Source organism: Acinetobacter sp. 70_2, assembly GCF_056736115.1.
This window is the reverse complement of the sequence record NZ_JBWZIP010000013.1, coordinates 186,176-211,324: the sequence shown is the minus strand read 5'-3', so window position 1 is coordinate 211,324 and position 25,149 is coordinate 186,176. Positions and strand designations below refer to the sequence as shown.

Sequence of the window (25,149 nt, the reverse complement as noted above, 5' to 3'; positions counted from 1 at the left end):
AAATCATAGTTATTAGGGACTGTTCATGAAAAAAGAGTCAACAGCTCCTAAGTATCAATGAAGTATCTACATGGAAGGGCACTGCGTGGGTCAGCTAACAGATGCATCAGTTGTATTACGTTTTGGCTATCAAGCAATTCGTCGTGCAGGATTGCCAACAGAAGAAATATTAACTAAAGCGGGAGTCGCTTTAAATCAGGTCGATACTAATGCACGTACTCCGTTAAGTGCACAGTATGCCTTTTGGACTGCAGCTCAGGAAGTCAGTAAAGATCCAGACATCGGTTTGCATTTAGGTGAACATTTGCCTTTATACCGTGGTCAGGTGATTGAACATTTATTCATTAGTAGTGAAACCTTTGGTGAAGGGCTTAAGCGAGCTTTGGCTTACCAACGTCTAATTAGTGATGCATTCGATGCGAAACTAGTGGTTGAAGATGGACGCTGCTATTTGACTAATGGTGAGCAAGTGGGAGCCGACAATCTTGTAAATCGTCATTTTTCAGAATGTGCGATTTCTGGTGTGCTTCGATTCTTCAAATTTATTACTGAAGGGCAGTTTCATCCTATCTTCATCGATTTTAACTTTAGTGAAGGTGCTTCGGAGGACGAATATTTCCGAGTTTATGGCTGTCCGGTAAGTTTAGGGCAAAAAGAAACAAGGCTATATTTTGACCCTGCCATTTTAGACTTCCAGCTTTGGCAAGCAGAGCCTGAACTATTGCAATTGCATGAGCAGCTCGCAATTGAAAAGCTACAAGAACTGGCTCGTTATGATTTAGTAGGTGAAGTTCGTCGTGCGATTGGTTCAACACTTGAAAGTGGAGAAACCACGCTGGAAACCGTAGCAGCACAATTAAATATTACACCGCGCCGTTTACGAACGCAGTTAAGTGAAGCGAATACTAGTTTTCAGCAAATACTTTCTGACTACCGTTGCCGTTTAGCTAAAAAACTTTTGGCAAATACCAGTGAGAGCGTAGAGCGTATTGTGTATTTAACGGGTTTCTCTGAACCAAGTACATTCTATCGTGCGTTTAAACGCTGGACCAATGAAACACCAGTTGAATACCGTAAGCGTAAACAGCATCGTTAATAAAAATGGGTTAAGCCTACTCAGGTAGGTTTAACCAATGTGGCCCAAGTGGTGGCTGTGGTAAGTCAAATTGCTCAGGGTAATAACATTGAATAAAGTAGAGGCCGTCAGGTGGAGCAGTGACTCCTGCCGCTTTACGATCTTGTGCCGCAAACATCACATCGATATAGTCTATTTCATACATACCTTGACCAATTTCGAGTAAGCATCCAACAATATTACGCACCATATGGTGTAAAAAACCATCTGCTTGAATATCTAATACCAAGTAGCGACCATGTTCAAATAGACGGCAATGCGTTACATGTCGTACAGGCTTATTGGACTGGCATGCTGCTGCGCGGAAGGTTTCAAAGTTATGTGTTCCTTCAAATTTGCTAGCAGCTTTAATCATCTTTTGCACATCTAGCTGTTGGTAAATGTGCGTGACCTGTTTATGTAAGAGGGCTGGGCGACAAGGAGCGTTATAAATAACATAGCGGTAACGTCGAGCCGTCGCTTTAAAGCGCGCATGAAAGTTTTCATCCATCAGTTTAATCCACTGAATGGAAATATCTTTAGGTAACTGGCTATTTGCTCCTCTTAACCATCCCGTTTCTGGACGAATGGCGTTCGTATCGAAATGAGCCACCATATTGGTTGCATGTACTCCCGCATCTGTTCGACCGGCACCGTGAAGTGTGATAGGTTCATCTGCGATTTTGCTGAGTACACGCTCAATCGTTTCCTGAACGCTGGCAACGCCTGGCTGTTGTGTTTGCCAACCTCGATATTGAACTCCGCTAAACTCAATACCGACTGCATAACGTTGCATAGCTTTACCTCTATTTAATGCAAATTTTCATTCCAATGGCTGAGCCATTGTTCTGGGGTTGGGTATTTTAAATAGATTTGAAGTGCTTTTGCATAAAGATCTGCATGACTATGCGCATCATTAATGACAATTTTTGCAGTTTTGGCCCAAGCACTAATTGCATAACGTTGGTCAATGCCGCCAAAGGTCACTTGTGTCGCCAAGATTGGAACACAACCATGAGCATACAGTTCATCTAAGGTTGCCAATAGTTCAGGGTTTACTGCGATATTGCCTGTACCAAAGCCTTGTAACACCAAAAAGTGTGGTGGGGCAGGAAGTAAGTGACGTAATTGCTGTACCAAGTGCTGTGTTGCAATCGGTTGCATCATCCAGTTTAAAATTTGGAATGAAGCAGCTTTTTCAATTTGAGCATCTTGTACGATCAATTCATTTTGCTGAGGCGTAAACTCCACTTCACTACTTAAACCTGAAAATGCATCGAGTTCAGTTGTATGCGTTTTTAAAGCAGTTTGTGCATGGAATACTTGATGATGGAATGCAAGATATGCACCTACAGGTAGTGCAATCACCTGTTCTAATGCAAGATATAAGTTCTCAATTGCATCAGTAAATTCACGAGTATTATCACCTTGAATATTGAGTAACGGGTATTGGCTACCAGTAATCACAATATGACAGCTTTGGCCTAAAAAGCGGGCTAGGGTTGCAGCCGCATAACTGAGTGTATCTGTACCGTGAATAACAACGAAATGTTGATAGCCTTCAAGTTGTAGTTGTTGTATGCGTTGAATGAGGCGTAACCAATCAGGTGCTGTACATGCACTGCTATCGACAATATTGGGTGCAGCAAAGCAGTCGACTGTTAAGTGTGGGGGAATCACTTTTTCAAGTTGAGGCAAGAATTGGTCATAAGGCATAGGAGCTAAAGGTTCATCAATGCAACCAAAAGTACCACCCATATAAAATAAGGCTATTTTTTTCATATTTTTGCAGGCATAAAAAAGCAGTCATCTCTGACTGCTTATGGTAAATCGAACAGTTCTAAGAAGCTATGCGATTAAGTAGGTTTTTCGCATGTTGTTGTTGTTCTGTGTTGAATTTTTGCTCATCGGCCTGTAGTAAATTGCGCGCTGCTTGGTTCGCTCCAAATTTGATGTATTGCTCAGCCAACTTTAAGTCGAGTTCATTTTCATTTACTTGTTTTAATTCTGGAAAAGCTTCTAGAAGTGGATCTTCTATTTGAGCTTGCGTAACTACTTGATTGACTACATCTATAGAATTTTGAGTTTCAAATTCTGGTGCTGTAACTAAGGCAGGCTCATCTAATGAAAACTCAAGCGGTACGATAGAAGTCGCTTCTAATGGCGCTTGTTCTACGAGTGTAAGTTCATCTAATGATGTAGCTTGTTCAACAGATTTCGTCTCTGAACTTGAAGGATTTAAGTCAAGGTTGAAATCTAATGTATTGACGCTACTCTCTTGTTCTGCTTTTACCTCTACTGCTTGAGTTTTTTCTTCAGTTTCATGCTGAGGGACCAAGTCAAAAGAAAACTCTAAATCAGCTAGCTCATTTGTTTCCTTAGATGACGATACTTCTGGTTCTTGCGGAGAAGTTGATACTTCTGTTTCATGTACAGGTTGGCTGGTATTTTCTGTAGCCGCAGTTTTTTCGAATGAAAAGTTAAATTCTAACGGTTCAACTTCAACAGCAGGTTCTTGTTTTACCGGTGTATAGTCTTTCTGCAAGTCATCAAAAGAAGCTTCAGAAGAACTTGTTGTTAACTGGTCAAACTGAGCTGCTGTATCAGGTGTATTTTTTGGCTCTTCATACGTTTGAGCCTGAGGAAAATCAATAGCATCAGGTTGTCTTGAAGACTCATATTCTTTTTGTCTTGCTTCTGCTTTAATTGCGATTTCATTTAATGCCAAGCTGCGAATGTGGCTAATAAGTTGTTGAATCGCAAATTCATCTTTTTGAGCAATATGAACTTCAAGAAGTAATAAATACAATTCGTGTTGGGTATTGTCTTTCTTTAGTGCCTGATTGACTTGAGCTTCGGCCGCAGAAAACTGTTTTTCTTGAATGAGTTGTTGAATATTTTGACGAACAGCTTCCGGTACAGGACTACTTTGTGGAAGCGCAGGAGCGACTTCTTCAACTACACTGGCTTTACTTTTTTCGCGAGAGCTTTTACTCGATTTGGCGCTCGCTTTTTTACCTGCTTTTTTACTTATACTTTTTGAGGAGGTGGTCTCTTGTTTTTGGCCATTCTCACGCTTTTTTAAAACAACGGCGACCACGAGTAATATGATAAACGGAATCACATATAACATTACTTTCCCCTTAAAAAATAAAATTTGCAATATAAAGCGAGCTAACTCTGGTTTTAACTTAATGTTTTTGCTTGTGAGTTCGTTGCTGTGCTTGTAACTGCTGTTGTAACTCTGCCAAACGCGCATTCAGAAGTTGAATACGTTGGTCTTTTAAACTTAAAGTTTGATTTAGTTTGGTTACATTCCTTTGTAATGTAACGGTTTTTTCTCGAGTTGTCATAACTTTTACTGCTAACTCAGTATTGTTTTGACCTTGTTGTGTGCTCTTTTTTGCACTTCCATGAGTAGAATTTGGGCTGTTCTCTGCCACAATGCTCATTTCAGCTTGTTGCAAACGATATTTAGCTCTACCAGAAGACGGTTTTGCTAAGTTGGCTTCACTCGATTTAGGTTTTGGATGTGAAGTTTTAGCTGTATTTGCTGCTGTTAAGTTTAGTGAAATTCCCTGACGTAAACGGTTTACATCACCTTGAATAAATGCATGTCGGTTTTGAGCTTGGATATCTCGCATGACTTTAGCTACAGGTTGTTTGGTCTGTGCTGCAATACGATTGGCAATAGTCCATAAAGACTCATTCCGCTGTACGACATATTTACCTGTAGGTGCTGGGCCTTTATAGGTGCTGATTTTTTGCTTTTTCGGTGTACTTTTACTTAATACATTTTTGTGTTGAGCAGGCTTAGCTTGGGCTGCTTTTTTGACTGTAGTTGTTTGATTGTCATTGCTTGTTTTAAGAGGTGCAGATGGCTGCTCAGTACTCATTGCTGCGATAGTTTGCTGTGGCGCTTGAGTCGAAGGTTTTTCGGTAAAAGGCGTCGCAGGAGTAGAGCTATTCAAAGCCGGAGCAGATCCAGTGCTAATGTTTAGATTACGTTCATTAGCTGGAGTTTCGGCTACGGTTGTTGCTGTCTCAGCAGGTGTGTATCGAGTACTTTCAGGTAAGTTTAACGCGATGTCTTTTTCATTTACGATAAATTGCGGTGAAAGTGGACTTTCGTTAGCAGCGACCTTTTTTATAGGCGATGGCTTTAAAACGGTTTTAATATGTTGAAGACGAGTTGCATTACCTTCACTGACTTTTACGACAATGTTCAGTTCAGGATCAATAATAGGACGAGATGAGGTAATTACAATAACGCCAGAACCTTGGCCATTTTGTCGCGTATAAAAATTCAAGTTACCAGGAGGTTGATGAGTGACTCCTAAACCATTGAGATCTTCTTGCGTGGCTAAACTGACTTGCAAGGGCGTATTTGGATCGGCTTGCTGAAAATTCATTTCTGCATACAGTAATTCCCCAGGCGCAGATTGAATTTGAATAGGATCTAATGTAATCGCATAAACAGAAGGCGAAGACATAATGGTGAAAATGGCAATTTTTAATTTGTTATATGCAGTCATCTCAATCCATGACCTGATCAGTCGTAAAGTCGTTCAAAATTATACAATAATGAAATGTAAATAAATTGTTAATTTTTCACAAACCAGTTACGAAAAAGCCGATCAAATGTGATCGGCTTTTTGTTTTGACTGAATGATTCAGGTCAAATTATGAGCTTTTGTATTCTACTAAAATACGTAACATACGACGTAAAGGTTCAGCAGCACCCCAAAGTAGCTGATCGCCTACTGTGAATGCACCGAGATACTCTTTACCCATATTGAGTTTACGTAAACGGCCTACAGGTACAGTTAAGGTACCAGTCACAGCTACAGGTGTAAGATCAGTCATAGATGCTTCACGTGTATTTGGTACGACTTTAGCCCACTGGTTTGAGTTACGAATCATATCTTCGATTTCATCAAGCGGAACATCTTTTTTTAGTTTGATCGTTAATGCTTGAGAGTGGCAACGCATTGCACCGATACGAACACAGTGACCATCAATAGGAACGATTTGAGAGTTACCTAAAATCTTGTTGGTTTCAACTTGACCTTTCCACTCTTCTTTAGATTGACCGCTTTCAAGCTGTTTATCAATGTAAGGAATTAATGAACCAGCAAGTGGTACACCAAAGTTCGCAGAAGGGAAACCTTCACCACGTTGTAACTCAGCAACTTGACGGTCAATATCAAGAATTGCAGATTTAGGATCATCTAACAACGTCTTGGTATTGTTGTATAAATAACCCATACCTGTTAACAACTCACGCATGTTTTGTGCGCCAGCACCTGATGCTGCTTGATAAGTCATAGCAGTCATCCACTCAACCAAATTGTTTTGGAAAAGTGCGCCTACGCCCATCAACATCAGTGATACGGTACAGTTACCACCCACGAAAGTTTTAGTACCTTTCGTTAAACCGTCTTTAATCACGTTAAGGTTAACTGGATCAAGAACAATGATTGCATCATCAGACATACGTAAAGTAGATGCAGCATCAATCCAGTAGCCATCCCAACCAGTTGCTTTTAACTGTGGGAAAACTTCAGACGTGTAGTCACCACCTTGGCAGGTAATAATGACATCCATTTGCTTCAGACTATTAATGTCTGTAGCTTCCATAAGTGCTGGGGCAGTCTTACCACCAAATGAAGGAGCTTCACCACCTGCATTACTGGTAGAGAAGTAGAATGGCTCAATATGAGCAAAATCATTCTCTTCAACCATACGTTGCATAAGGACGGAACCGACCATCCCGCGCCAACCGACCAGACCTACTTTCATGTCATTTTGCCTCGGTGCGTTAAAATTGTTAGGGGGAGTTGAGTGTATCAAAAGTGCTCACAACTGCAAGCGTTACAGAATCAAAACAGCAATTTTATTGAGTAGAATATCTTGTTTATGTTACATACAAAATTGATAAAGATGACAAAAACATTAAAAAACAAATCATCTTAAAAGAGTAATTTCAATGATTTATATCGAAGTTCTATCTGTAGTGGTGATTTGGTTGACTTTCTGGTCACTTATTCCTCGTGATGAGTGGTGGTTTAGAGGGGCTGATTTTCCGCGGCTACAAATTCTATTTATTGGCTTAATTGCTCTAATTGGTATGTTGTTTTGGCTGGATGAATGGAATATCGGGCGTGAGATTTTGCTTGCGGTGCTCATCGCGGCAATTGCTTATCAGCTTAAAATGGTTTTACCTTATACATTGTTTTGGAAAAAGCAGGTTAAAAAAGTCAAACAACAGCAAATAGATCCCAAAAAGCAAATTTCACTTATCGTTTCTAATGTGCTCATGCCTAATGATAAATATCATTTGCTTCTTGAACATGTGCGGTCACTCAAACCTGACTTACTTCTTACTTTAGAAACAGATAAAACGTGGGAAAATGCTTTAAAAGAAATTGAAGCGGATTACCCTTACCGTGTGCCTGTACCTCTCGATAACTTATATGGCATGCATTTATATAGTCGACTACCGCTTAAAAATGTTGAGGTCAAATTCATTTTAAGTGATGAAATTCCTTCTATCCATACCACCGTTATCTTACGTTCTGGGATGCCTGTTCAGCTCTACTGTTTACATCCAAAACCGCCTAGTCCAACTGAAGCAAAAGATTCAACACTACGAGATGCAGAGCTTTTGATTGTTGGAGATCAAATTAAGGATTTAGATGAAAGTTGTATTGTGATGGGGGATTTAAACGATGTAGCGTGGTCACGGACAACCCGTTTATTTCAGCGTATTAGTGGGTTGCTCGACCCGCGAGTTGGGCGACATTTTATAAATACTTTTCATGCAGACTATCCTTTATTACGCTGGTCACTCGACCATATCTTTCACAGTACAGACTTTGGTTTGGTAAAAATGCAGCGTTTACCTCATATTGGATCAGATCATTTTCCTGTCTACGTCGTTTTACAAACAGGACGAATATTTGAAGAGATTCAAGAAGAAATAGAGCAAACTCAAGATGATGAAGAGGAAGCTCAAGCTGCGATACAAGAAGGTATTGCTAAAGCTGAAAAAGAAGAAAAAATAGTAACTGATGAAATTGCGGAGCCTTATAAAGAGAAAAGTATATAAAAATAAGTTGTAAGCAATATCGTACAAAGATTTGAGTCTAGGTCCAATAGGCAGGGGGATCTAAAACCCGTATTCTACATTCATCGGCACACGGAAGCGGGAATGGATAATCCCAAGTAAGGATGCACTAAGCTGATATGGAACGACATCACGGATACGATGTTAGAACGGAAGCGATAAAAAGAATTATATACCCTGAAAGCACAACCTCATTTACCCGAGTTTTGCAGGACGCAGAACTCGGGTTGATATTTATATAAATACCATTTAATTATTTGTAAATTAAAGAAAATTTTTTAAGGTTATCTTAATTTTAAAATCTATTTAATATAGGTAGTAGTCCATAAATTTTTTTATATATTCGAGCTTTTTCCGATGAAAATAGATACAAAAAACTTTTTTGTTAAGTTTTTGTTTTTATAGATTATTGAGGAATAAATATAGGCTTTGGTCTATTTAGACATAAATTGGACTTGTTTAATTGGCAAATCTCAATAGAATGTGCCGATCGTTGACATGTTGGATCGTCAACAGGCATTGTTGTTTACTTCGCCGGATCGGCGGGTTGTGATTTGCTTGTGTATTTAAATTTCTGTTTGGAAATTACTGCACATATTGAGGTTTCACTATAAGAATAGTGTTCTTCTCCCTCTCATATTTGATACTTTGCGGTGCATAAGGATTGTCTTATGAAGAATTTTAAATTTAGCCTTGCGTGGCAAATTTTAATTGCTTTAATCCTAGGGATAGTTGTCGGGGCTGTTTTACATAATCAGCCTGAAATCAAAGATAGTATTGTAACTAATGTTCTTACTCCATTAGGTAAGATCTTTATTAGCCTGATTAAAATGATTGTTATTCCAATCGTTTTCTCTACATTGATTTTAGGTATTGCTGGTGTTGGCAGTACAAAAAGTCTAGGGCGTCTTGGTTTTAAAACCATTCTCTATTTCGAAATTATTACTACTATTGCTATTTTAGTTGGCTTGGTTGCAGCGAATATCTTCCATCCAGGTTCAGGCATTGATATGTCTCAACTGGTTCAAACTGATATTTCTCAATATAAGCATACAACTGAGGAAGTACAGTCACAGTCTCATGGCATCATGCAGACAATATTATCGCTTATCCCAACGAACATTATTAGTTCAATGGCGCATGGCGAAATGTTACCTGTGATTTTCTTTGCTGTGCTTTTTGGTATTGGCTTATCTTCATTGCCAGCTACGACGAAAGATCCGCTATTAAATGTATTTCATGCTATCTCGGAAACAATGTTCCGTGTGACGCACATCATCATGAAATATGCGCCAGTGGGTGTATTTGGTTTAATCGCTGTAACTGTTGCAAACTTCGGTTTTGCTTCACTTATTCCATTAGGTAAATTGGTTGTATTGGTTTACGGTGCAATCTTGTTCTTTGCTTTAGTGGTACTTGGTTTAACTGCAAAAATGTTCAGCATCAATATCTTTACATTGTTTAAGATTTTGAAAGATGAATTAATCTTGGCATATTCGACTGCAAGTTCGGAAACAGTTTTACCGCGTATTATGCAAAAAATGGAAGCTTACGGTGCGCCAAAAGCGATTTCTAGTTTTGTAATCCCAACAGGTTATTCATTTAACCTTGACGGTTCTACGCTTTACCAAAGTATTGCAGCAATCTTTATTGCACAGCTTTACGGTATCGAAATGTCAATCAGCCAACAAGTTATTTTGGTTGTAACACTAATGATTACTTCTAAAGGTATCGCAGGTGTTCCCGGCGTATCATTCGTTGTGTTATTAGCGACATTAGGTAGTGTTGGTATTCCTGTAGAAGGCTTAGCATTTATTGCTGGTGTTGACCGTATCATGGATATGGCTCGTACTGCGTTGAACGTTGTAGGTAACGCGCTTGCGGTACTTGTAATCAGTAAGTGGGAAAAGCAATATGACTATGAAAAAGCTGCTGCTTATGAAGCAACATTTAAATAAGACTGCTTTCTTTTAGTTGTAAAAAACCCGCGATCATCGCGGGTTTTTTATTACGTTATTTCAGTACACTTTGATATAGCTCAAGGGTCTGATCGCACATATCTTTTAAACTGAACATTGTCACAGGAGCGACTGTTTGAGGTTGTTCAATATGATGCTTTACTGTTTCGACTAAGGCTTTTTCATTTTCAGCTTCAACAAGACCTTGTGGATATACATTAGATAAAATCTCTGCAACACCTCCACGGTTCCAGCCAATCACCGGTGTACCGACTGAGAGCGCTTCCAATGCTGTTCTACCGAATGTTTCTGCCTGATTGGATAGAGAGAGCACGATGTCGCTAAAAGCGAGCCATTCGCGTATATCTGAGCGATGTCCTACAAAGGTGATCTTCTCTGCGAGTCCTTTGCTTTGAATGATACTTTGCAACTCACTTAAATAGGCCTGTTTTTTAGCATCGGCACCACCCACAACAACAGCATGTAGTTGAGGATATTGCGAATGAAGTTGCTGTATCAGTTCAATTAAACTTTCATGTCCTTTTAAACGCGTAATACGGCCAGGCAAGCATAGTAAAAATTTATTTTCGAGTTCAGGAAAGTCATTAAAAACTTGATTAAACCACTGTGCTGAGGGTTGGTAGTTATGCGGGAAAGCAGCTGGATCAATCCCTCGATAAATCCGGACAATATCTTGTGGTGGACAGTTTTTATAATGGTCAGTGATGTATTTAACCACGCTGTCAGAAACGGCAATTACTTTTTCTGCCTGAGTCATGATCGCACTATAGCGATTGACTGAGTAGAAACCATGTACTGTACTGATGAGGTGAGGGCGCTTATGGGCTGGTATTCCTTTTAAGGCAAAATGAGTAAGCCATGCAGGAACACGTGAGCGTACATGAACAATATCGGGCTGATGCTCTTCAATAAGTCGACGTAAAGGGCTAATTTGCCATAAGCTCGATAAAGATTTTTTATGAATCGGTAGCGTTAAGTGTTTAGAGCCCTCGGCTTCAAGTTGAGACACTAACCGTCCGCCATTTGATACAACTAAAGATTGGTGGCCTTGTGCAACTAGTGCACGTGCAATTTCCAGTGTGCCGCGTTCTACGCCACCGCTATTGAGTTCTGGGAGAAGTTGCATCACTTTCATTGTTTTTTGCCTTATACATTCATAAAAGATGGATCATCTACAGATACATCATTTCAAACTAAATCATTATCCTGAATTTACTATCGTGATAGCGACATGGATGTCGCTGTTTCGCTGTGTTACATGGAAGTAACATCAGCGGAACAAAGGATTTTTGCTTACTTTTTATCCCTAAAAAGTATGGTCTGCCTATTCGAAAGTATTTGAATTTCACTTTAAATTGAGGCTATGCCTACTACCAATTTAAAATCATTACAGCTTTATCTTAATAGATCTCTTCATATCCCTCAGGACGTGTCTTAAATCGGCGATGGAACCACATGTATTGAGTGGGTGCGATACGAAGCTGACTCTCAATAATCTTATTCACGCGGGTTGCATCATCGATTTCATCTTCACTTGGCATATTGTCGACTGCAGGTTCAATCAAGATATGATATTTAGGATTCTGTACATCGCCATGACGATAAAAATATAAAGGGACAGCAACTGCTTTTGAAATTTTTAATAAACGACGGTGGGCCGTTACTGTAGCAGCTGGTACTCCAAAAAACGGTGCCATAACACCTTGTTTAAGTCCAAAGTCTTGGTCGGGGCTATACCAAATTGCATCACCATCTTTAAGGTGGCGAATTAAGCCACGCATATCATCATGATCGATTTGAGCTTTGTAAATCGTTGCTCGACAACGGTAGATCAACATGTCGAGTAATTGGTTGTTTTGAGGGCGATACACAACATCTGGCTCAAAATATTGAGCACACACATAACCACCAGCATCAAGCAAAGTACTGTGAGTTCCCAGTAATAAAACACCTTTGCCTTGCGCTTGAGCATTGGTAATGTGCTCTAAACCTTCAATCGTGACACGGTTTTTAAACCAGTAAGGCTTATACCAAGCGTTTAAGGTCTCAAAAATACCAAGCATCATATCTACGAAAACTTGTTTTGCTTGTTGCTGTACTTTTTCAGATGACCATTCGGGAAAACAAACTTCTAAATTACGAATAGTAGTTTTGCGACGAGATTTTAAATATTTCCAAGCGATATTTGCTAACCCGTGAGCCAAACGCCATTGAATCGCCCACGGTAAAATAGCCAAAAGCATGAGGAAAGTAATCGCAATCCATACACCCCAATATTTAGGTAATAAAAAGGACCACTGAAACTCACCGGGCGTATAAGGCTGCTTTTGGCTCATAACGATATAAAAAATTGAAAAAGTTAAAACTGCCAAAAGTGTATCACGAACTGAATTTATCGTCGTAATACACAGGAGTAAATTGAAGGTTTAGAGTCTGTAAAGAAAAATAAAGTGGGTTATCGGCGGTGTTCTAAAAGAATACGAACAGCGAGTCCGGCTAATACCGTCCCCATAATCCAGCGTTGGATGCTTGCCCAAAGCGGTTTTTGCTGTAGAAAGAGCGCAATGCTACCTGCAGAAAACACAATCAGTGCATTGACTGAAACACTGACAAAAATTTGTATGGTCCCGAGTTGAATAGACTGCGCTAAAATATTGCCTTGTTGTGGGTGTATAAACTGTGGCAATAAAGATAAATACATAATCGCAATTTTAGGATTAAGTAAATTTGTCAAAAAGCCCATTAAAAATAATTTTAATGGTGAATCGATAGATAAGTCTTTTACACTGAAAATAGGCGCTGCATTTGGACGTAATGCTTTCCATGCAAGCCAAAGTAAATATATCGCCCCTACAATACGAATCGTGTCATAAGCATATGGAACTGCGACCACAAGTGCTGTAATCCCGAAAGAAGCGCAGAGCATATAAAATACAAAACCAACAGCAACGCCACCGAGGGAAATAAAACCTGCGAGTTTGCCCTGACTAATGGAACGAGAGATAAGATAAATCATGTTCGGACCTGGGGTGAGTACCATCGCCAAGCAAATGAGTCCGAATGCCAAAATTTGAGAGAGATCTAACACGGAAATATCCTTAAATATTATTATACTGGTAGGTATATCATAATTATTTTGTATACAGCGAAACTTTATTCATTGTCTTTTTGAATCAAAAAATAAGAATAATTCAGTATGATATGAATATCCTGATTTCATAGAAATTTATGAGAAATCTCCATATCGATGCCACAAAAGGTGTCTTAATTTTTCTGGTTGTATTGGGTCATTACCTTGAAAGGTTAATTGGCTGGAACGAATCTCTAAATCAAGCGATTTTAGGGGGTATTTACTTTGTTCATATGCCAGCTTTTATTTTTATATCGGGCATGTTTTTTAAAGAAGAGAAAATCCTAGAAAAGTTAATTTACTTTTTATCGTTATATTTGCCATTTCAACTTTTATTTCAATTGTTTGATGCTTTCTATAATGGAAGTTTATGGAATTGGTCGTTTCATTTGGTATGGTTTGCTAAGCCTTATTGGGTGCTTTGGTATTTATTTGGCATGGTGGCATGGACGTTTTTAGCTTTTTTCCTAAAAAACACGGTATATCCAGTTTTGTTTTCAATCGTTTTAGCTTTACTTATTGGATGCTCACCCATCAATAATTACAGCTATTCGATAGGTCGAATTTTCGTATTTCTACCTTTTTTTATGGTGGGGGCGATCTATGGTAAAACCATTTTCCAGTATATTCCGCAGTTGCCTTATGCAAAGTTATTTGCTGTTATCATATTATTAATCATTACTGCTGTAGCAGCTATAAGTCATTATAGTTATTACTGGTTATTTGGCAGTTTGTCATATTTTCAATTACATGTAGATCTATGGCAGGGAATACTGATTCGCAGTGTAATTATGTTGCTATCGGCTATGGGTGTTTTGAGCTTATTTGTACTCACTCAAAAATTTAAACGACCTTGGATCGGTTTAGGTCAAAAAACGCTACCAGTTTATATATTGCATGGTTTTGTAATTATTGTTTTGACTCATCAATTAAGTTTTAAATATTCGGTAGAGATTAATATTTTCATTAGTCTTGTTTTGGCTATCCTGACTTGTATGGTTTTGCAGTTACAGATATTTGAACGTTTAATTCGCTTCATCTCTTTATTCGTTTATAAACCTTTTATGACATTACTAGAAATTCTAAATCCAAAAAAAGGGCTTTAATTAAAGCCCTTTTTTATTGATTAACTGCCTTTACTCATTTGCTCAAGTTCATCCCAACGTTCTAATTTTTCAAGCAGTAATTCTTCAATTTCTGCGAGACGTTGGCTTGCTTGAGTCGCAGCATCTGCATCGGACACAAACCACGAACCATCTGCAAGTTTGTCAGAAAGCTCGGCTTGTTCAACTTCCAATTTCTCGATTTCAGCAGGAAGTTGCTCAAGTTCACGTTGATCTTTATAGCTCAATTTCACCTTTTTCACGGTACTTTGAGCCGCAGCTTTTTCAGCTTCAGCTTTTGCTTGAGCTTTCTTAACGTCAGATTTCTGATCTACTACTTTGTCATCTGGGCGTTGTAGTAAGTAGTCTTGGTAACCACCAATGTATTCTGCAATATTGCCTTTGCCATCAAATACCCAAGTAGAAGTGACAACGTTATCCATAAATGCACGGTCATGCGAAATAAGTAATAACGTGCCTTTATATTCAGAAAGCATCTCTTCAAGTAGCTCAAGAGTCACCATATCCAAGTCATTGGTTGGTTCGTCCATCACAATCAGGTTCGATGGTTTAAGCAATAATTTAGCAAGCAAAATACGGTTACGCTCACCACCCGAAAGGGCTTTTACTGGTGTACGTGCACGTTCAGGTGAGAACAAGAAATCTTGTAAATAGCTGTAGATATGACGACGGTTACCATTTACATCAACAAAGTCAGAGCCTTCTGAAACGTTTGCCATGACTGTTTTTTCAAGGTCTAAGGCATTACGTAATTGATCAAAATAAGCAACTTCTAATTGGGTACCTGTCTTAACAGAACCACCATGTTCGATTTCACCTAAAATGGCTTTAATTAACGTTGTTTTACCGACACCGTTATCACCTACTAGGCCAATACGATCACCACGCATGACAAGCGTAGAGAAGTCTTTGATGAGTGGTTTACCATCATAAGATACGCTTAAGTGCTCAATATCAAATACTAATTTACCTGAGCGATTTGCTTCTTGAGTCGCCATGCTCACTTTGCCTTGTTGTGAACGGCGTGCTTTTGATTCTTCACGTAAAGCTTTTAATGCACGAACACGACCTTCGTTACGTGTACGACGTGCTTTAATGCCTTGACGAATCCAAGCCTCTTCTTCAGCTAATTTTTTATCAAATAAAGCATTTTGCTTCTCTTCTGCTTCCATTTGCTGAGCTTTAAGCTCCAAATAGCGTGAATAGTTACCTTCGTAGCCACGTAGGATGCCGCGGTCAAGTTCAACAATTCGAGTCGCAATGCTATCTACAAAAGAGCGGTCATGCGAAATAAATAGAAGCGTTAAATTATTTTGATCGAGTAGGAATTTTTCTAGCCACTCAATACTTTCAACATCTAAATGGTTAGTCGGTTCGTCTAGAAGGAGTACGTCTGGCTGCGTTAGAAGAGCACGAGCAAGTAAAACACGACGTTTACGTCCACCAGATAAGTCTGCCAAATCTGCGTTTGGGTCGAGTCCCATTTTACTTAATAGGGCATTCACCTTGTTTTCAAGCGCCCAACCGTCTAGTTGGTCTAGCTTGTGCTGAAGGTTACCCATACGGTCGCAAGCTTCCATGTCTCCTAGCATACAAGCATCGGTTGCTTCATGGTAAGCTCTAAGTACTTCGGCAGCTTCTCCTGCGCCGTCTGCCACAATGTCAGCAACTTTGCCAGAATCCATTGGAACGTCTTGGGCTAACATCGAAACCGTTAGACCATTTTGAATAGAAACTTCACCAGAATCGGGTAATAAGCTTCCCTCGATGAGTTTAAGTAAAGTAGACTTACCTTCACCATTACGCCCAATTAAACAGACTCGTTCGCCACGTTCTAGATTAAAGTTCGCGCCATCGAGCAGGGCAGGTCCGCCAAAAGCAAGTTGGACATCCCTTAGGGTAATATAGGCCATAATGTTTTCCAGAATCTCAAATGAGGATTTAAATGACTAAACCACCATATCATGATGATCAAGCGTCATTTTCCGCACCCATTGAAGATTTGCAAGTGCGAATTACATTTTTGGATGATTTAGTTGAACAATTAAATCAACAACTCGCTATTCAAACTCAGGAAATAGCTGATTTGAAAAAACAAATGCAATTACTTTATCTACGTGTGGAATCTTCGGATTTATCAGAAGGTATTGCGCCTTTTGACCCATTAACCAATAAACCTCCTCACTATTAATAAAAAGGCAAGTTCAATACTTGCCTTTTTAACTAGAGGATATTTTTAATTTTAGTTAAAAACCGTGTAAAACAATTTTCCCTTTTGTCTTACCACTCTCAATTTGTTGATGAATCTGTTTTAAATTTTCAGCATTAATAGGGCTTAAAACTTCGGTCACAGTTGTTTTGATTTTCCCTTCCTCAACTAGCTTGCTGACTTCATTTAATAGTTCACTTTGTTTTTGCATATCTTCAGTTTGAAACATTGAACGTGTGAACATAAACTCCCAATGCACCGATACAGACTTTGATTTAAACGGTTTAATATCTAACTGCTCAGGGTCATCAATGAGTCCAAAGTGCCCTTGTGGTGCAATCAACTCTACAATATCTGCCAAATGCTGATCTGTTTGAGTGGTCGAGAACACATATGAAGGTGCATTTAAGCCTAATTGCTTGATTTGTGGCGCTAAAGACTCTCGATGATCTAATACATAGTCAGCACCGAGTTGTTTTACCCATTCCTTCGTTTCAGGGCGCGAAGCTGTCGCAATAATTGTAAGGTTAGTTAACTGTTTAAGAAGTTGAATGGTAATTGAACCTACACCACCAGCCCCGCCAATCACTAATATTGTTGTGTTTTCTTGTGCATTCTTTTGAACTTGTAAACGATCAAATAGCATTTCCCAAGCCGTGATTGCAGTTAAAGGAAGAGCAGCTGCTTCAGTTACTTCTAAATTTTTCGGTTTATGACCCACAATACGTTCATCAACCAATTGCAACTCACTATTACTGCCTTGGCGATTTAACGCGCCTGCATACCAAACAATATCACCCACTTTAAATTGAGTGACTTTATCTCCAATTGATTCAACGACACCTACAGCATCCCAGCCAAGCACTTTCCAACCAGATTCGGCACTTACATTTTTACGTATTTTGGTATCAACTGGATTGACCGAAATTGCCTGTACGCGAACAAGCAGATCATGGCCCTCTGCAACGGGAGTGTCGAGTTCAATATCTACGAGTGCCTCTGGCGATGTAATAGGCCCTGCTTTTTGATATGCCACAGCTTTCATAATCGTTATTCCTCTTGTTGAGAGTTTGATCATAACGTAAGCTTAAAAATAGTGACTACAGACAAATAACGCTCATAGTGTCAAAAAGGATACTGTAAAATGGCAAAAGCTCGACATTCAAGTTTTGACTGCTCACCGGGTTGTTCAGTTGAAGCCGCAATCAGTTTGATTGATGGCAAATGGAAATGTGTCATTCTTTGGCATTTATTAAATGAAGGAACCTTACGATTCAATGAAATTCGTAAACGAGTTCCAAGCATTACGCAAAGAATGCTCACCAATCAGCTTCGTGAGTTAGAACAAGATGGCATTATTCACCGAGAGGTTTATCCTCAAGTTCCCCCTAAAGTGGAATATAGCCTGACTGATTTGGGGCGCGGGCTGGAGCAGATTCTTCTTGCTCTAAAAACGTGGGGAGATGCACATCTGGATCGGTTTGGTAAGTTATGTACTCTTGAAACTGAAAAGAGCGCCTAAATATTGTGCCTAGATTGCTAAGAATATCTATGAGGAAATGTTGTAGTTTTTAACCTCGTCGGTTAATTGGACATTATTTTTATGATGTAACTTGCGTTTTCTGGTCAGCTTATGCAACTCTAATAAAAGAGATTAATAGGTTTTGCTATGGACAATATCGGAATTTGGGTTACCGTTATCATTGTTCTTTTCGTGCTAGGCTCCATTTTTGGTTTAAGAGTGAGTCCGCGTGAAAAGGCACTAGGTATTATGCGAGACAAAGCCCGCAAAATGGGGCTACATCCACGCATAATTGCCGCACCTGAATGGACACATGTCCCGATGGCAACTGAAAAGCGTGCCAGCATGGTTGCTTATTATAGTGTATTGATCCCCGATGCTCGTTTAACGCTCATGCGTGCTCGTGTTATAGACGGAAAATTAAAAGTAGTGCAGGGTGATGAGAAATTTAATGATTCTCCCATTGCATTAAAAGGGATTTATGCTATTGATATGCAGGCAAACTGTGTAGGCCTTTATTGGGATGAGGAATCGGACCTAAAAGCCACGCAATTAGATGAGATGAAGGCTTATCTGTTGGCCTTGGCTGAAGCCTGATTTTTAAATTTATTGGTATAGGAATAACATTTTATATGGCGAATACCTCGCGCTCTGCATCTCAAAGCACAGCATCTACTGCCTCTGCTGCACATAAACGTGCCTTAGTGATTGTGGAGTCGCCTGCCAAAGCGAAAACCATCAACAAATATTTAGGTTCGCAGTACATTGTTAAGTCTTCTGTGGGTCACGTACGTGACTTGCCAACAGGCGGCAGCAAATCAACAGAGAAAAAGCCGGCTGCCCGGACAAAACTCACTGAAGCTGAAAAAGAACAAAAAGCTCAATCTGCGCTGATTAATCGTATGGGTGTCGATCCGGAACATGACTGGAAGGCACACTATGAAGTTCTACCTGGCAAAGAAAATGTTGTTGCTGAACTCAAGAAACTTGCAAAAGATGCAGATGCAATCTATCTCGCAACGGACTTGGATAGAGAAGGGGAAGCAATCGCTTGGCACTTACGCGAAGTGATTGGTGGTGACGATAGTCGTTATCACCGTGTGGTATTTAACGAAATTACTAAAAATGCCATTCAAGAAGCATTTAAACAACCAACTCGCTTAGACTTAAACCGTGTGAATGCACAGCAAGCGCGTCGTTTCTTGGACCGCGTTGTGGGTTTCATGGTTTCGCCATTACTTTGGGAAAAGATTGCCCGTGGTTTGTCGGCAGGTCGTGTACAGTCTGTGGCTGTAAAGCTTGTTGTTGAACGTGAACGTGAAATTCGTGCTTTTATTCCAGAAGAATATTGGCAAGTTTTTGCAGATACGCAAGCCAAAAAAGATGACATCCGTCTTGAAGCAGTTAGACAAGCAGGTAAGACGCTTAAACTAAAAAATAAAGCTGAAACTGATGCTTTATTAGAAGTTTTAAAGAACGCAGAATATAAAGTTGCACAGCGTGAAGATAAGCCGACTAAGGTGAATCCGAGCGCACCATATATCACTTCGACTTTACAACAAGCTGCAAGTACACGCTTAGGTTTCTCTGTGAAGAAAACCATGATGCTGGCGCAGCGTTTGTATGAAGCTGGTTTTATTACCTATATGCGTACGGACTCAACATTCTTGAGTGATGACGCTGTAAATATGGTTCGTGCTCATATTGAAAGCCAGTTTGGTGAGAAATACTTACCAGCTAAGCCAAACCGCTATGGCAACAAAGCGGGTGCTCAAGAAGCCCATGAAGCAATTCGTCCATCAAATGTTGCACTTACAGGTGACCAGCTTGCAGGTGTAGAGCGTGATGCTCAGCGTTTGTATGACTTGATTTGGCGTCAATTTGTTGCTTGTCAAATGACTCCAGCAGAATACCTATCTTCAACTTTAACTGTTGAAGCTGGCAATGTTGAATTAAAGGCAAAAGGCCGTACGCTTGTATTTGATGGCTTTACAAAAGTTCGTGGTGCTAATAAATCTGACGACGACATTATTTTACCTGCAATTAAAGTAGGTGAAATTTTAAAATTAGAGAAGCTGGACCCAAGTCAGCACTTTACCAAGCCACCAGCTCGTTTTACTGAAGCATCTTTAGTAAAAGAACTTGAAAAGCGTGGTATTGGCCGTCCGTCAACTTATGCTGCCATTATTTCTACGATTCAAGAACGTGGTTATGTCAAATTAGAAAATCGCCGTCTCTTTGCAGAGAAGATGGGCGAGATTGTGACAGACCGTCTTGATGAAAGTTTTAATAACCTAATGAATTATGCCTTTACCGCAGATTTAGAAGGTCAGCTTGACCGTGTAGCAACGGGTGAGCGTAACTGGAAAGAATTGTTAGACACATTCTATGGTGATTTTAAAAAGCGTTTGACCAATGCTCAAGGTGAGCAAGGTATGCGCCGCAACCAACCAGTTGAAGTACCAGCAGTACATTGCCCTGAATGTTCACGTCCGATGCAGATTCGTACGGGTACAACAGGTGTATTCTTAGGGTGTTCAGGCTATAACTTGCCACCTAAAGAACGTTGTAAAGGAACCTTGAACTTAACGCCAGTTGAGTCTTTAGCAGCGTTATCTGATGATGATGGAGCTGAAACGGCTGACTTGATGTCAAAGCATCGCTGTCCAAAATGCGGTACAGCAATGGACAGCTACGTCATTGATGGTGGTCGCAAACTACATGTCTGTGGTAACAACCCAGATTGTGATGGTTATGAGCTTGAAGAAGGCGAGTTCAAGATTAAGGGTTATGATGGCCCAACTATTCCATGTGATAAATGTGATGGTGAAATGCAGCTTAAAACTGGTCGCTTCGGCCCGTATTTCGCTTGTACAAGCTGTGACAATACTCGTAAAGTCTTGAAGAGTGGTCAACCTGCACCACCACGTGTAGAACCAATCAAGATGGAACATTTGCGTTCAACCAAGCATGATGACTATTTTGTGCTGCGTGATGGCGCGGCTGGTCTGTTCTTGGCTGCAAGTAAGTTCCCGAAAATTCGTGAAACACGTGCACCAAAAGTTGCTGAGCTTCGTAGTGTGGCTGACCAACTTGATCCAAAATACCAGTTTATTTTACAAGCTCCAGATGTAGACCCTGAAGGTAATCCAACTATTGTGAAGTTTAGTCGTAAGAATCAATCACAATATGTGGGATCTGAAACACCAGAAGGTAAACAAACTAAATGGAGTCTGATTTATCAAGATGGTAAATGGATTGAAGGCTAAATAAGACAGATGAAAAATGCTAGCTCAGCTAGCATTTTTTACATCAATAACAATAAAAGAAAATTTAATTTTTATGGGGAAAAAGAATGTGGAAAAACATTCGGATTTTGTGTTTATTGATTATTTTATTAATCGTTGCAGTTCAAGCATGGCGTGACCAGAACCAAGACTGGAATCAGCCTGTTATCGTGGTATTGCATCCAGTAAATGCGGATGGCTTACAAACCACACAAGCTTATATTCATCAGCTACAAAACGCTGATTTCCAAACACTCAAAAGCTACCTAAGTGAGTGGTCACAGCATTATCGTGGGCAGTCCAGCAACTTTGAGATTCGTTTAGGGCAACAACTACAGCAAAGACCACCTGTGGTTCCGCAAAATGCCAATATCCTGAATGTAATTTGGTGGAGTTTAAAGTTTCGTTTTTATGCATGGCGACAACAACAACCTGAAGATAGCGGAGCATCACTCAAGCTTTATTTAAATTATTATGATCCAAGTTATCAAAAAGTTTTGGTGCATTCGACTGCTTTAGAAAAAGGCCGTATTGGTAGCGTTAATTTGTTTGCGACCAAAACACAAGCTTCACAAAATCAGGTCGTTCTTGTGCATGAGTTATTACATGGCTTTGGCGCAAAAGATAAATATGATTTAACAACAGGCCAGCCGATCTATCCATTAGGTTATGCAGAACCTGAAAAAGTGCCTCTTTACCCACAAAAGTTAGCAGAAATCATGGGTGGCCGAACAGCATTGTCTGAGCAGACCAATAAAATGCCGAGTGATTTACAAGAAACAGTCATAGGTTTACCAACAGCTCAAGAAATTGGTTGGTTGAAATAAAATTGTGGATAAATACTGTTTTATCCACATCAATTGTTAATAAACGATGCAGATCTTATACAGACAATAAATGTGAAGTACATCACTATAATGACATTATATAAACTTCCTAATACCTGATAATAAGAGTAGCCATGATGAAAACTGTAGGTAATGATTTAGTTCGCAATCAGCTACATGCTGATCGTAAATGGTATCTAATATTAGGCTTCGTGCTCATTATTTTCGGTTTAGTCTTATTTAGCTCACTGCCATTTGCAACATTTTCGGTTGTTTTCCTATTTGGTATTTTAATGATGATAGGTGGTGTTCTGCATTTGATTGCCGCCTTAAGTGTATTTAAAGGCGGTAGCCGATGGCTATGGGCGCTTTTTGGAGTGCTGTATTTAATGGCTGGCTATTACGCATTTTCTACACCTGTGACTACAGCTGTAGTTTTAACTAGCCTGTTATCGATTGCACTGATTATTGCTGGGGTCATCCGCACCATAAATGCATTTTTATTAAGACCAATTGCAGGGTGGGGCTGGACCTTATTTTCAGGGTTATTAACCCTCGCTACAGGTATTTTAATTTTAGTTTCTAAGGACTCACCATTTTGGGTATTGGGAATGTTTTTGGCAGTAGATATTTTATTTCAGGGCATTAACTTTTTAGGACTTGCTTCTGCAATTAAACATTTACCTTCTAGCTCAAAAACAGTTTCTTAAATTAAATAACGAATAAAAGGGCACTTAAGGTGTCCTTTTTTGTTTTTAGTGAGCTAGGGTCCATCTCATGGCATGGGTCTGTTAAACTACGCCTTGGTGTTTTAGCGATGTGTGTTATGAGTCTTGCAAAGTTAATTAATGAATTAAATGCTCAGCAAAAAAAGGCAGCAACGACTACGGCTCAAAACTGTCTGGTTTTGGCTGGAGCAGGCTGTGGCAAGACTAAAACCATTGTTGCTCGCGCAGCTTATTTAATTGATCAGGGATTACCTGCAAATCAAATCCAGATTTTAACGTTCACGCGCCGTGCTGCGAGTGAAATTGTGGCAAGGGTTGAACAGCATGTGGGGGCACAAGCCAAAGGCCTTCGTGCATCAACCTTTCATACCTTTTGTATGTACTTGCTACGCCGTAATCCACAAGCTTTTGGTTTGACCCAATTTAGCATTATTGATCGTGATGATCAGTTACTCATGTTTCGCTTATTGAGAGGCAAAGACAAAGATAACGTTTTGCCTAAAGCAGCAGAGCTGTGTGATTTGTATTCTTATGCCCGAAATACGCAATCTAAGCTTTCAGAGGCATTACTCAAGCAATTACCTGAAGCATATGAGTACAAGGCACAAATTGCGGAGCTAATGAAAACCTATGAACAACGTAAAAGAGAGCGTAATTTTTTAGACTATGACGATATTTTGTCGATTGTCGCTGTTCATTTGCAAAATTCCGAAGCACTCACAGATTGGGTTGCAGGTTTTTGTCAAGCTTTGCTGGTCGATGAAATGCAAGATACCAACCCTTTACAGTGGGCACTTTTGCAGCCACTCATTGGCAAGGTGAAATTATTTTGTGTAGGAGATGATGCCCAGTCAATTTACGGTTTCCGTGGTGCTGATTTCGAAAATATTCATTCTTTTAAAGAACGTATTCCTGACGCGGTTATTCATACCTTAGATTTAAATTACCGCTCGACTCAAGAAATATTAGATTTATCAAATTGGTTATTGGCGCATAGTCCAATCGATTATGAAAAACAGCTACAGGCACATCGTGGCAAAGGGCAAAAGCCACAACTGCATTTGTTTGGTAATGAATTTGAAGAAGCCAACTGGATTGCACAAGATTTAATAGAGCGACATCAGCAGGGCGCAAATTGGTACGACCATATGGTGTTGGTTCGTTCTGGCTACAGCGCCCGCTATTTGGAAGGGGCATTTATTGCAGCTGAAATTCCTTATCGTTTTATTGGTGGCGTAAAGTTACTTGAATCCGCACATGTAAAAGATGTGCTCAGTCTCTTACGTATTGTGAGTAATCCGCAGGATGACTTAGCGTGGATGCGCTTTTTAACTTTATGGGATGGAATTGGTGACGTTGGGGCCAGTAAGTTAGCACAAGAGTTAATGGGTATTGCTGAAGTTGAAGAGCGTTGTCAGCGGTTAGAGCGTCATGGAAAAGTCCCTTTACAGGCTATTTTGATTTTGAAACAGCTTGATGTGCTACAGCAGCATGTTGAAGCAAGTATTGGTTTGGCACTCGATGCCCTAAGTGAACAGTTAGAGCAAAACTATAAAACTAAAGACTGGTCACGTCGTGTTAGAGATTTTGATCTGGTTAAACAGCTGGCGCGTAAGCATGCCTCACTTGGTGAGTTTCTTGAAGAATATGTGCTTGAACCTATTTCAGTTTCTGAAATTGAAAAAGCGGGCGATGATGATTTAGTGACCTTAATTACAATCCATTCGGCTAAAGGTGCAGAGCAAAAGGTGTGCTATGTACCGCATGTCTCGCCAAATCAGTTTCCATATGCGCGTGCGCAGGGTGATTTTGATGAAGTAGAAGAAGAGCGCCGCGTATTGTATGTTGCATTAACACGTGCAGAAAATGAATTGATTTTAACGAAGCAAAATCTTAATACCTGGTCACAAGATACGTATGATGAACAAGGCCGTAAAATCGAAAGTTATTTCCTAAATGATCTACCCGCGCATTTAGTTCAGGCAAAAATTCATCGTCAAGTTCCACAGCCATTTGCCAAAAAACAATGGAACACTTCACGAACAGTAAACTTAGGTTTTGGTATCGATCTCGACTAAACTACTGTATAAGACACTGTGA

21 protein-coding genes are annotated in these 25,149 nt (G+C 39.8%); 11 read left to right on the top strand and 10 right to left on the bottom strand.

Features of this window, described 5'->3' with window-relative positions; all coding sequences use genetic code 11:
* The first annotated feature begins 85 nt into the window (after positions 1-85).
* Positions 86-1,096 (top strand): AraC family transcriptional regulator, encoded by a 1,011-nt coding sequence (locus tag AC1PJ9_RS07045; RefSeq protein ID WP_004710706.1) that lies wholly within the window; start codon positions 86-88, stop codon positions 1,094-1,096.
* A gap of 16 nt (positions 1,097-1,112) precedes the next feature.
* On the opposite strand, the gene truA is transcribed toward AC1PJ9_RS07045, so the two are convergent.
* The 5 genes from truA to asd all read right to left on the bottom strand — a co-directional run bounded on the left by truA (position 1,113) and on the right by asd (position 6,916).
* Positions 1,113-1,910, bottom strand: a complete 798-nt coding sequence (truA, locus tag AC1PJ9_RS07040) for a tRNA pseudouridine(38-40) synthase TruA (RefSeq protein WP_311087163.1) — start codon at positions 1,908-1,910, stop codon at positions 1,113-1,115.
* Between the two features lie 14 nt (positions 1,911-1,924).
* Entirely contained in the window at positions 1,925-2,896 is a 972-nt protein-coding gene (locus AC1PJ9_RS07035) for an asparaginase (protein WP_311087162.1), read from the bottom strand.
* Positions 2,897-2,954: 58 nt separating this feature from the next.
* A complete protein-coding gene (locus AC1PJ9_RS07030) occupies positions 2,955-4,247 on the bottom strand; it encodes a hypothetical protein (protein ID WP_311087161.1) in 1,293 nt (430 codons plus the stop codon).
* Between the two features lie 58 nt (positions 4,248-4,305).
* Complete coding sequence (locus AC1PJ9_RS07025; RefSeq protein ID WP_311087160.1) at positions 4,306-5,649, bottom strand: type IV pilus assembly protein FimV; 1,344 nt, start codon at positions 5,647-5,649, stop codon at positions 4,306-4,308.
* A 148-nt stretch (positions 5,650-5,797) separates the two neighbouring features.
* Positions 5,798-6,916, bottom strand: coding sequence for an aspartate-semialdehyde dehydrogenase (asd, locus tag AC1PJ9_RS07020; RefSeq protein WP_263612859.1), 1,119 nt, complete (start codon positions 6,914-6,916; stop codon positions 5,798-5,800).
* A gap of 187 nt (positions 6,917-7,103) precedes the next feature.
* Here asd and AC1PJ9_RS07015 point away from each other — a divergent pair, with 187 nt between their 5' ends.
* Positions 7,104-8,225, top strand: a complete 1,122-nt coding sequence (locus tag AC1PJ9_RS07015) for an endonuclease/exonuclease/phosphatase family protein (RefSeq protein ID WP_311087159.1) — start codon at positions 7,104-7,106, stop codon at positions 8,223-8,225.
* Between the two features lie 689 nt (positions 8,226-8,914).
* Positions 8,915-10,201: a glutamate/aspartate:proton symporter GltP gene (gene gltP / locus AC1PJ9_RS07010; protein ID WP_087605936.1), complete on the top strand. Its 1,287-nt coding sequence runs from the start codon at positions 8,915-8,917 to the stop codon at positions 10,199-10,201.
* 55 nt (positions 10,202-10,256) lie between these two features.
* On the opposite strand, the gene AC1PJ9_RS07005 is transcribed toward gltP, so the two are convergent.
* From AC1PJ9_RS07005 to AC1PJ9_RS06995, 3 genes are all read right to left on the bottom strand, one after another.
* Positions 10,257-11,357: a glycosyltransferase family 4 protein gene (locus AC1PJ9_RS07005; RefSeq protein WP_311087157.1), complete on the bottom strand. Its 1,101-nt coding sequence runs from the start codon at positions 11,355-11,357 to the stop codon at positions 10,257-10,259.
* A 265-nt stretch (positions 11,358-11,622) separates the two neighbouring features.
* The gene (locus tag AC1PJ9_RS07000; RefSeq protein WP_311087155.1) at positions 11,623-12,558 is read right to left on the bottom strand and encodes an LpxL/LpxP family acyltransferase; all 936 of its coding nucleotides are present in this window, start codon (positions 12,556-12,558) and stop codon (positions 11,623-11,625) included.
* Between the two features lie 119 nt (positions 12,559-12,677).
* Entirely contained in the window at positions 12,678-13,310 is a 633-nt protein-coding gene (locus AC1PJ9_RS06995; protein WP_311087154.1) for a LysE family translocator, read from the bottom strand.
* A 140-nt stretch (positions 13,311-13,450) separates the two neighbouring features.
* Between AC1PJ9_RS06995 and AC1PJ9_RS06990 the strand changes: the two genes are divergently transcribed.
* Complete coding sequence (locus AC1PJ9_RS06990) at positions 13,451-14,458, top strand: acyltransferase family protein (RefSeq protein ID WP_311087153.1); 1,008 nt, start codon at positions 13,451-13,453, stop codon at positions 14,456-14,458.
* Positions 14,459-14,478: 20 nt separating this feature from the next.
* On the opposite strand, the gene AC1PJ9_RS06985 is transcribed toward AC1PJ9_RS06990, so the two are convergent.
* Positions 14,479-16,389, bottom strand: a complete 1,911-nt coding sequence (locus AC1PJ9_RS06985) for an ATP-binding cassette domain-containing protein (protein WP_311087152.1) — start codon at positions 16,387-16,389, stop codon at positions 14,479-14,481.
* Between the two features lie 32 nt (positions 16,390-16,421).
* Between AC1PJ9_RS06985 and AC1PJ9_RS06980 the strand changes: the two genes are divergently transcribed.
* A complete protein-coding gene (locus tag AC1PJ9_RS06980; protein WP_004698888.1) occupies positions 16,422-16,667 on the top strand; it encodes a SlyX family protein in 246 nt (81 codons plus the stop codon).
* Between the two features lie 55 nt (positions 16,668-16,722).
* Here the strand turns inward: AC1PJ9_RS06980 and AC1PJ9_RS06975 are convergent, their stop codons facing one another.
* On the bottom strand, positions 16,723-17,730 hold the full coding sequence (locus tag AC1PJ9_RS06975; RefSeq protein ID WP_311087151.1) for a zinc-binding alcohol dehydrogenase family protein: 1,008 nt from the start codon (positions 17,728-17,730) through the stop codon (positions 16,723-16,725).
* 99 nt (positions 17,731-17,829) lie between these two features.
* Between AC1PJ9_RS06975 and AC1PJ9_RS06970 the strand changes: the two genes are divergently transcribed.
* The 6 genes from AC1PJ9_RS06970 to AC1PJ9_RS06945 all read left to right on the top strand — a co-directional run bounded on the left by AC1PJ9_RS06970 (position 17,830) and on the right by AC1PJ9_RS06945 (position 25,127).
* Complete coding sequence (locus tag AC1PJ9_RS06970) at positions 17,830-18,207, top strand: winged helix-turn-helix transcriptional regulator (protein ID WP_311087150.1); 378 nt, start codon at positions 17,830-17,832, stop codon at positions 18,205-18,207.
* A 147-nt stretch (positions 18,208-18,354) separates the two neighbouring features.
* Entirely contained in the window at positions 18,355-18,804 is a 450-nt protein-coding gene (locus AC1PJ9_RS06965; protein ID WP_002053270.1) for a hypothetical protein, read from the top strand.
* A 35-nt stretch (positions 18,805-18,839) separates the two neighbouring features.
* Positions 18,840-21,476 (top strand): type I DNA topoisomerase, encoded by a 2,637-nt coding sequence (gene topA / locus AC1PJ9_RS06960; protein ID WP_212284979.1) that lies wholly within the window; start codon positions 18,840-18,842, stop codon positions 21,474-21,476.
* 86 nt (positions 21,477-21,562) lie between these two features.
* A complete protein-coding gene (locus AC1PJ9_RS06955) occupies positions 21,563-22,321 on the top strand; it encodes a hypothetical protein (RefSeq protein WP_263612865.1) in 759 nt (252 codons plus the stop codon).
* Positions 22,322-22,458: 137 nt separating this feature from the next.
* Complete coding sequence (locus AC1PJ9_RS06950) at positions 22,459-23,031, top strand: HdeD family acid-resistance protein (RefSeq protein WP_049066792.1); 573 nt, start codon at positions 22,459-22,461, stop codon at positions 23,029-23,031.
* Positions 23,032-23,147: 116 nt separating this feature from the next.
* A complete protein-coding gene (locus AC1PJ9_RS06945; protein WP_311087201.1) occupies positions 23,148-25,127 on the top strand; it encodes an ATP-dependent helicase in 1,980 nt (659 codons plus the stop codon).
* Positions 25,128-25,149 lie beyond the last annotated feature (22 nt).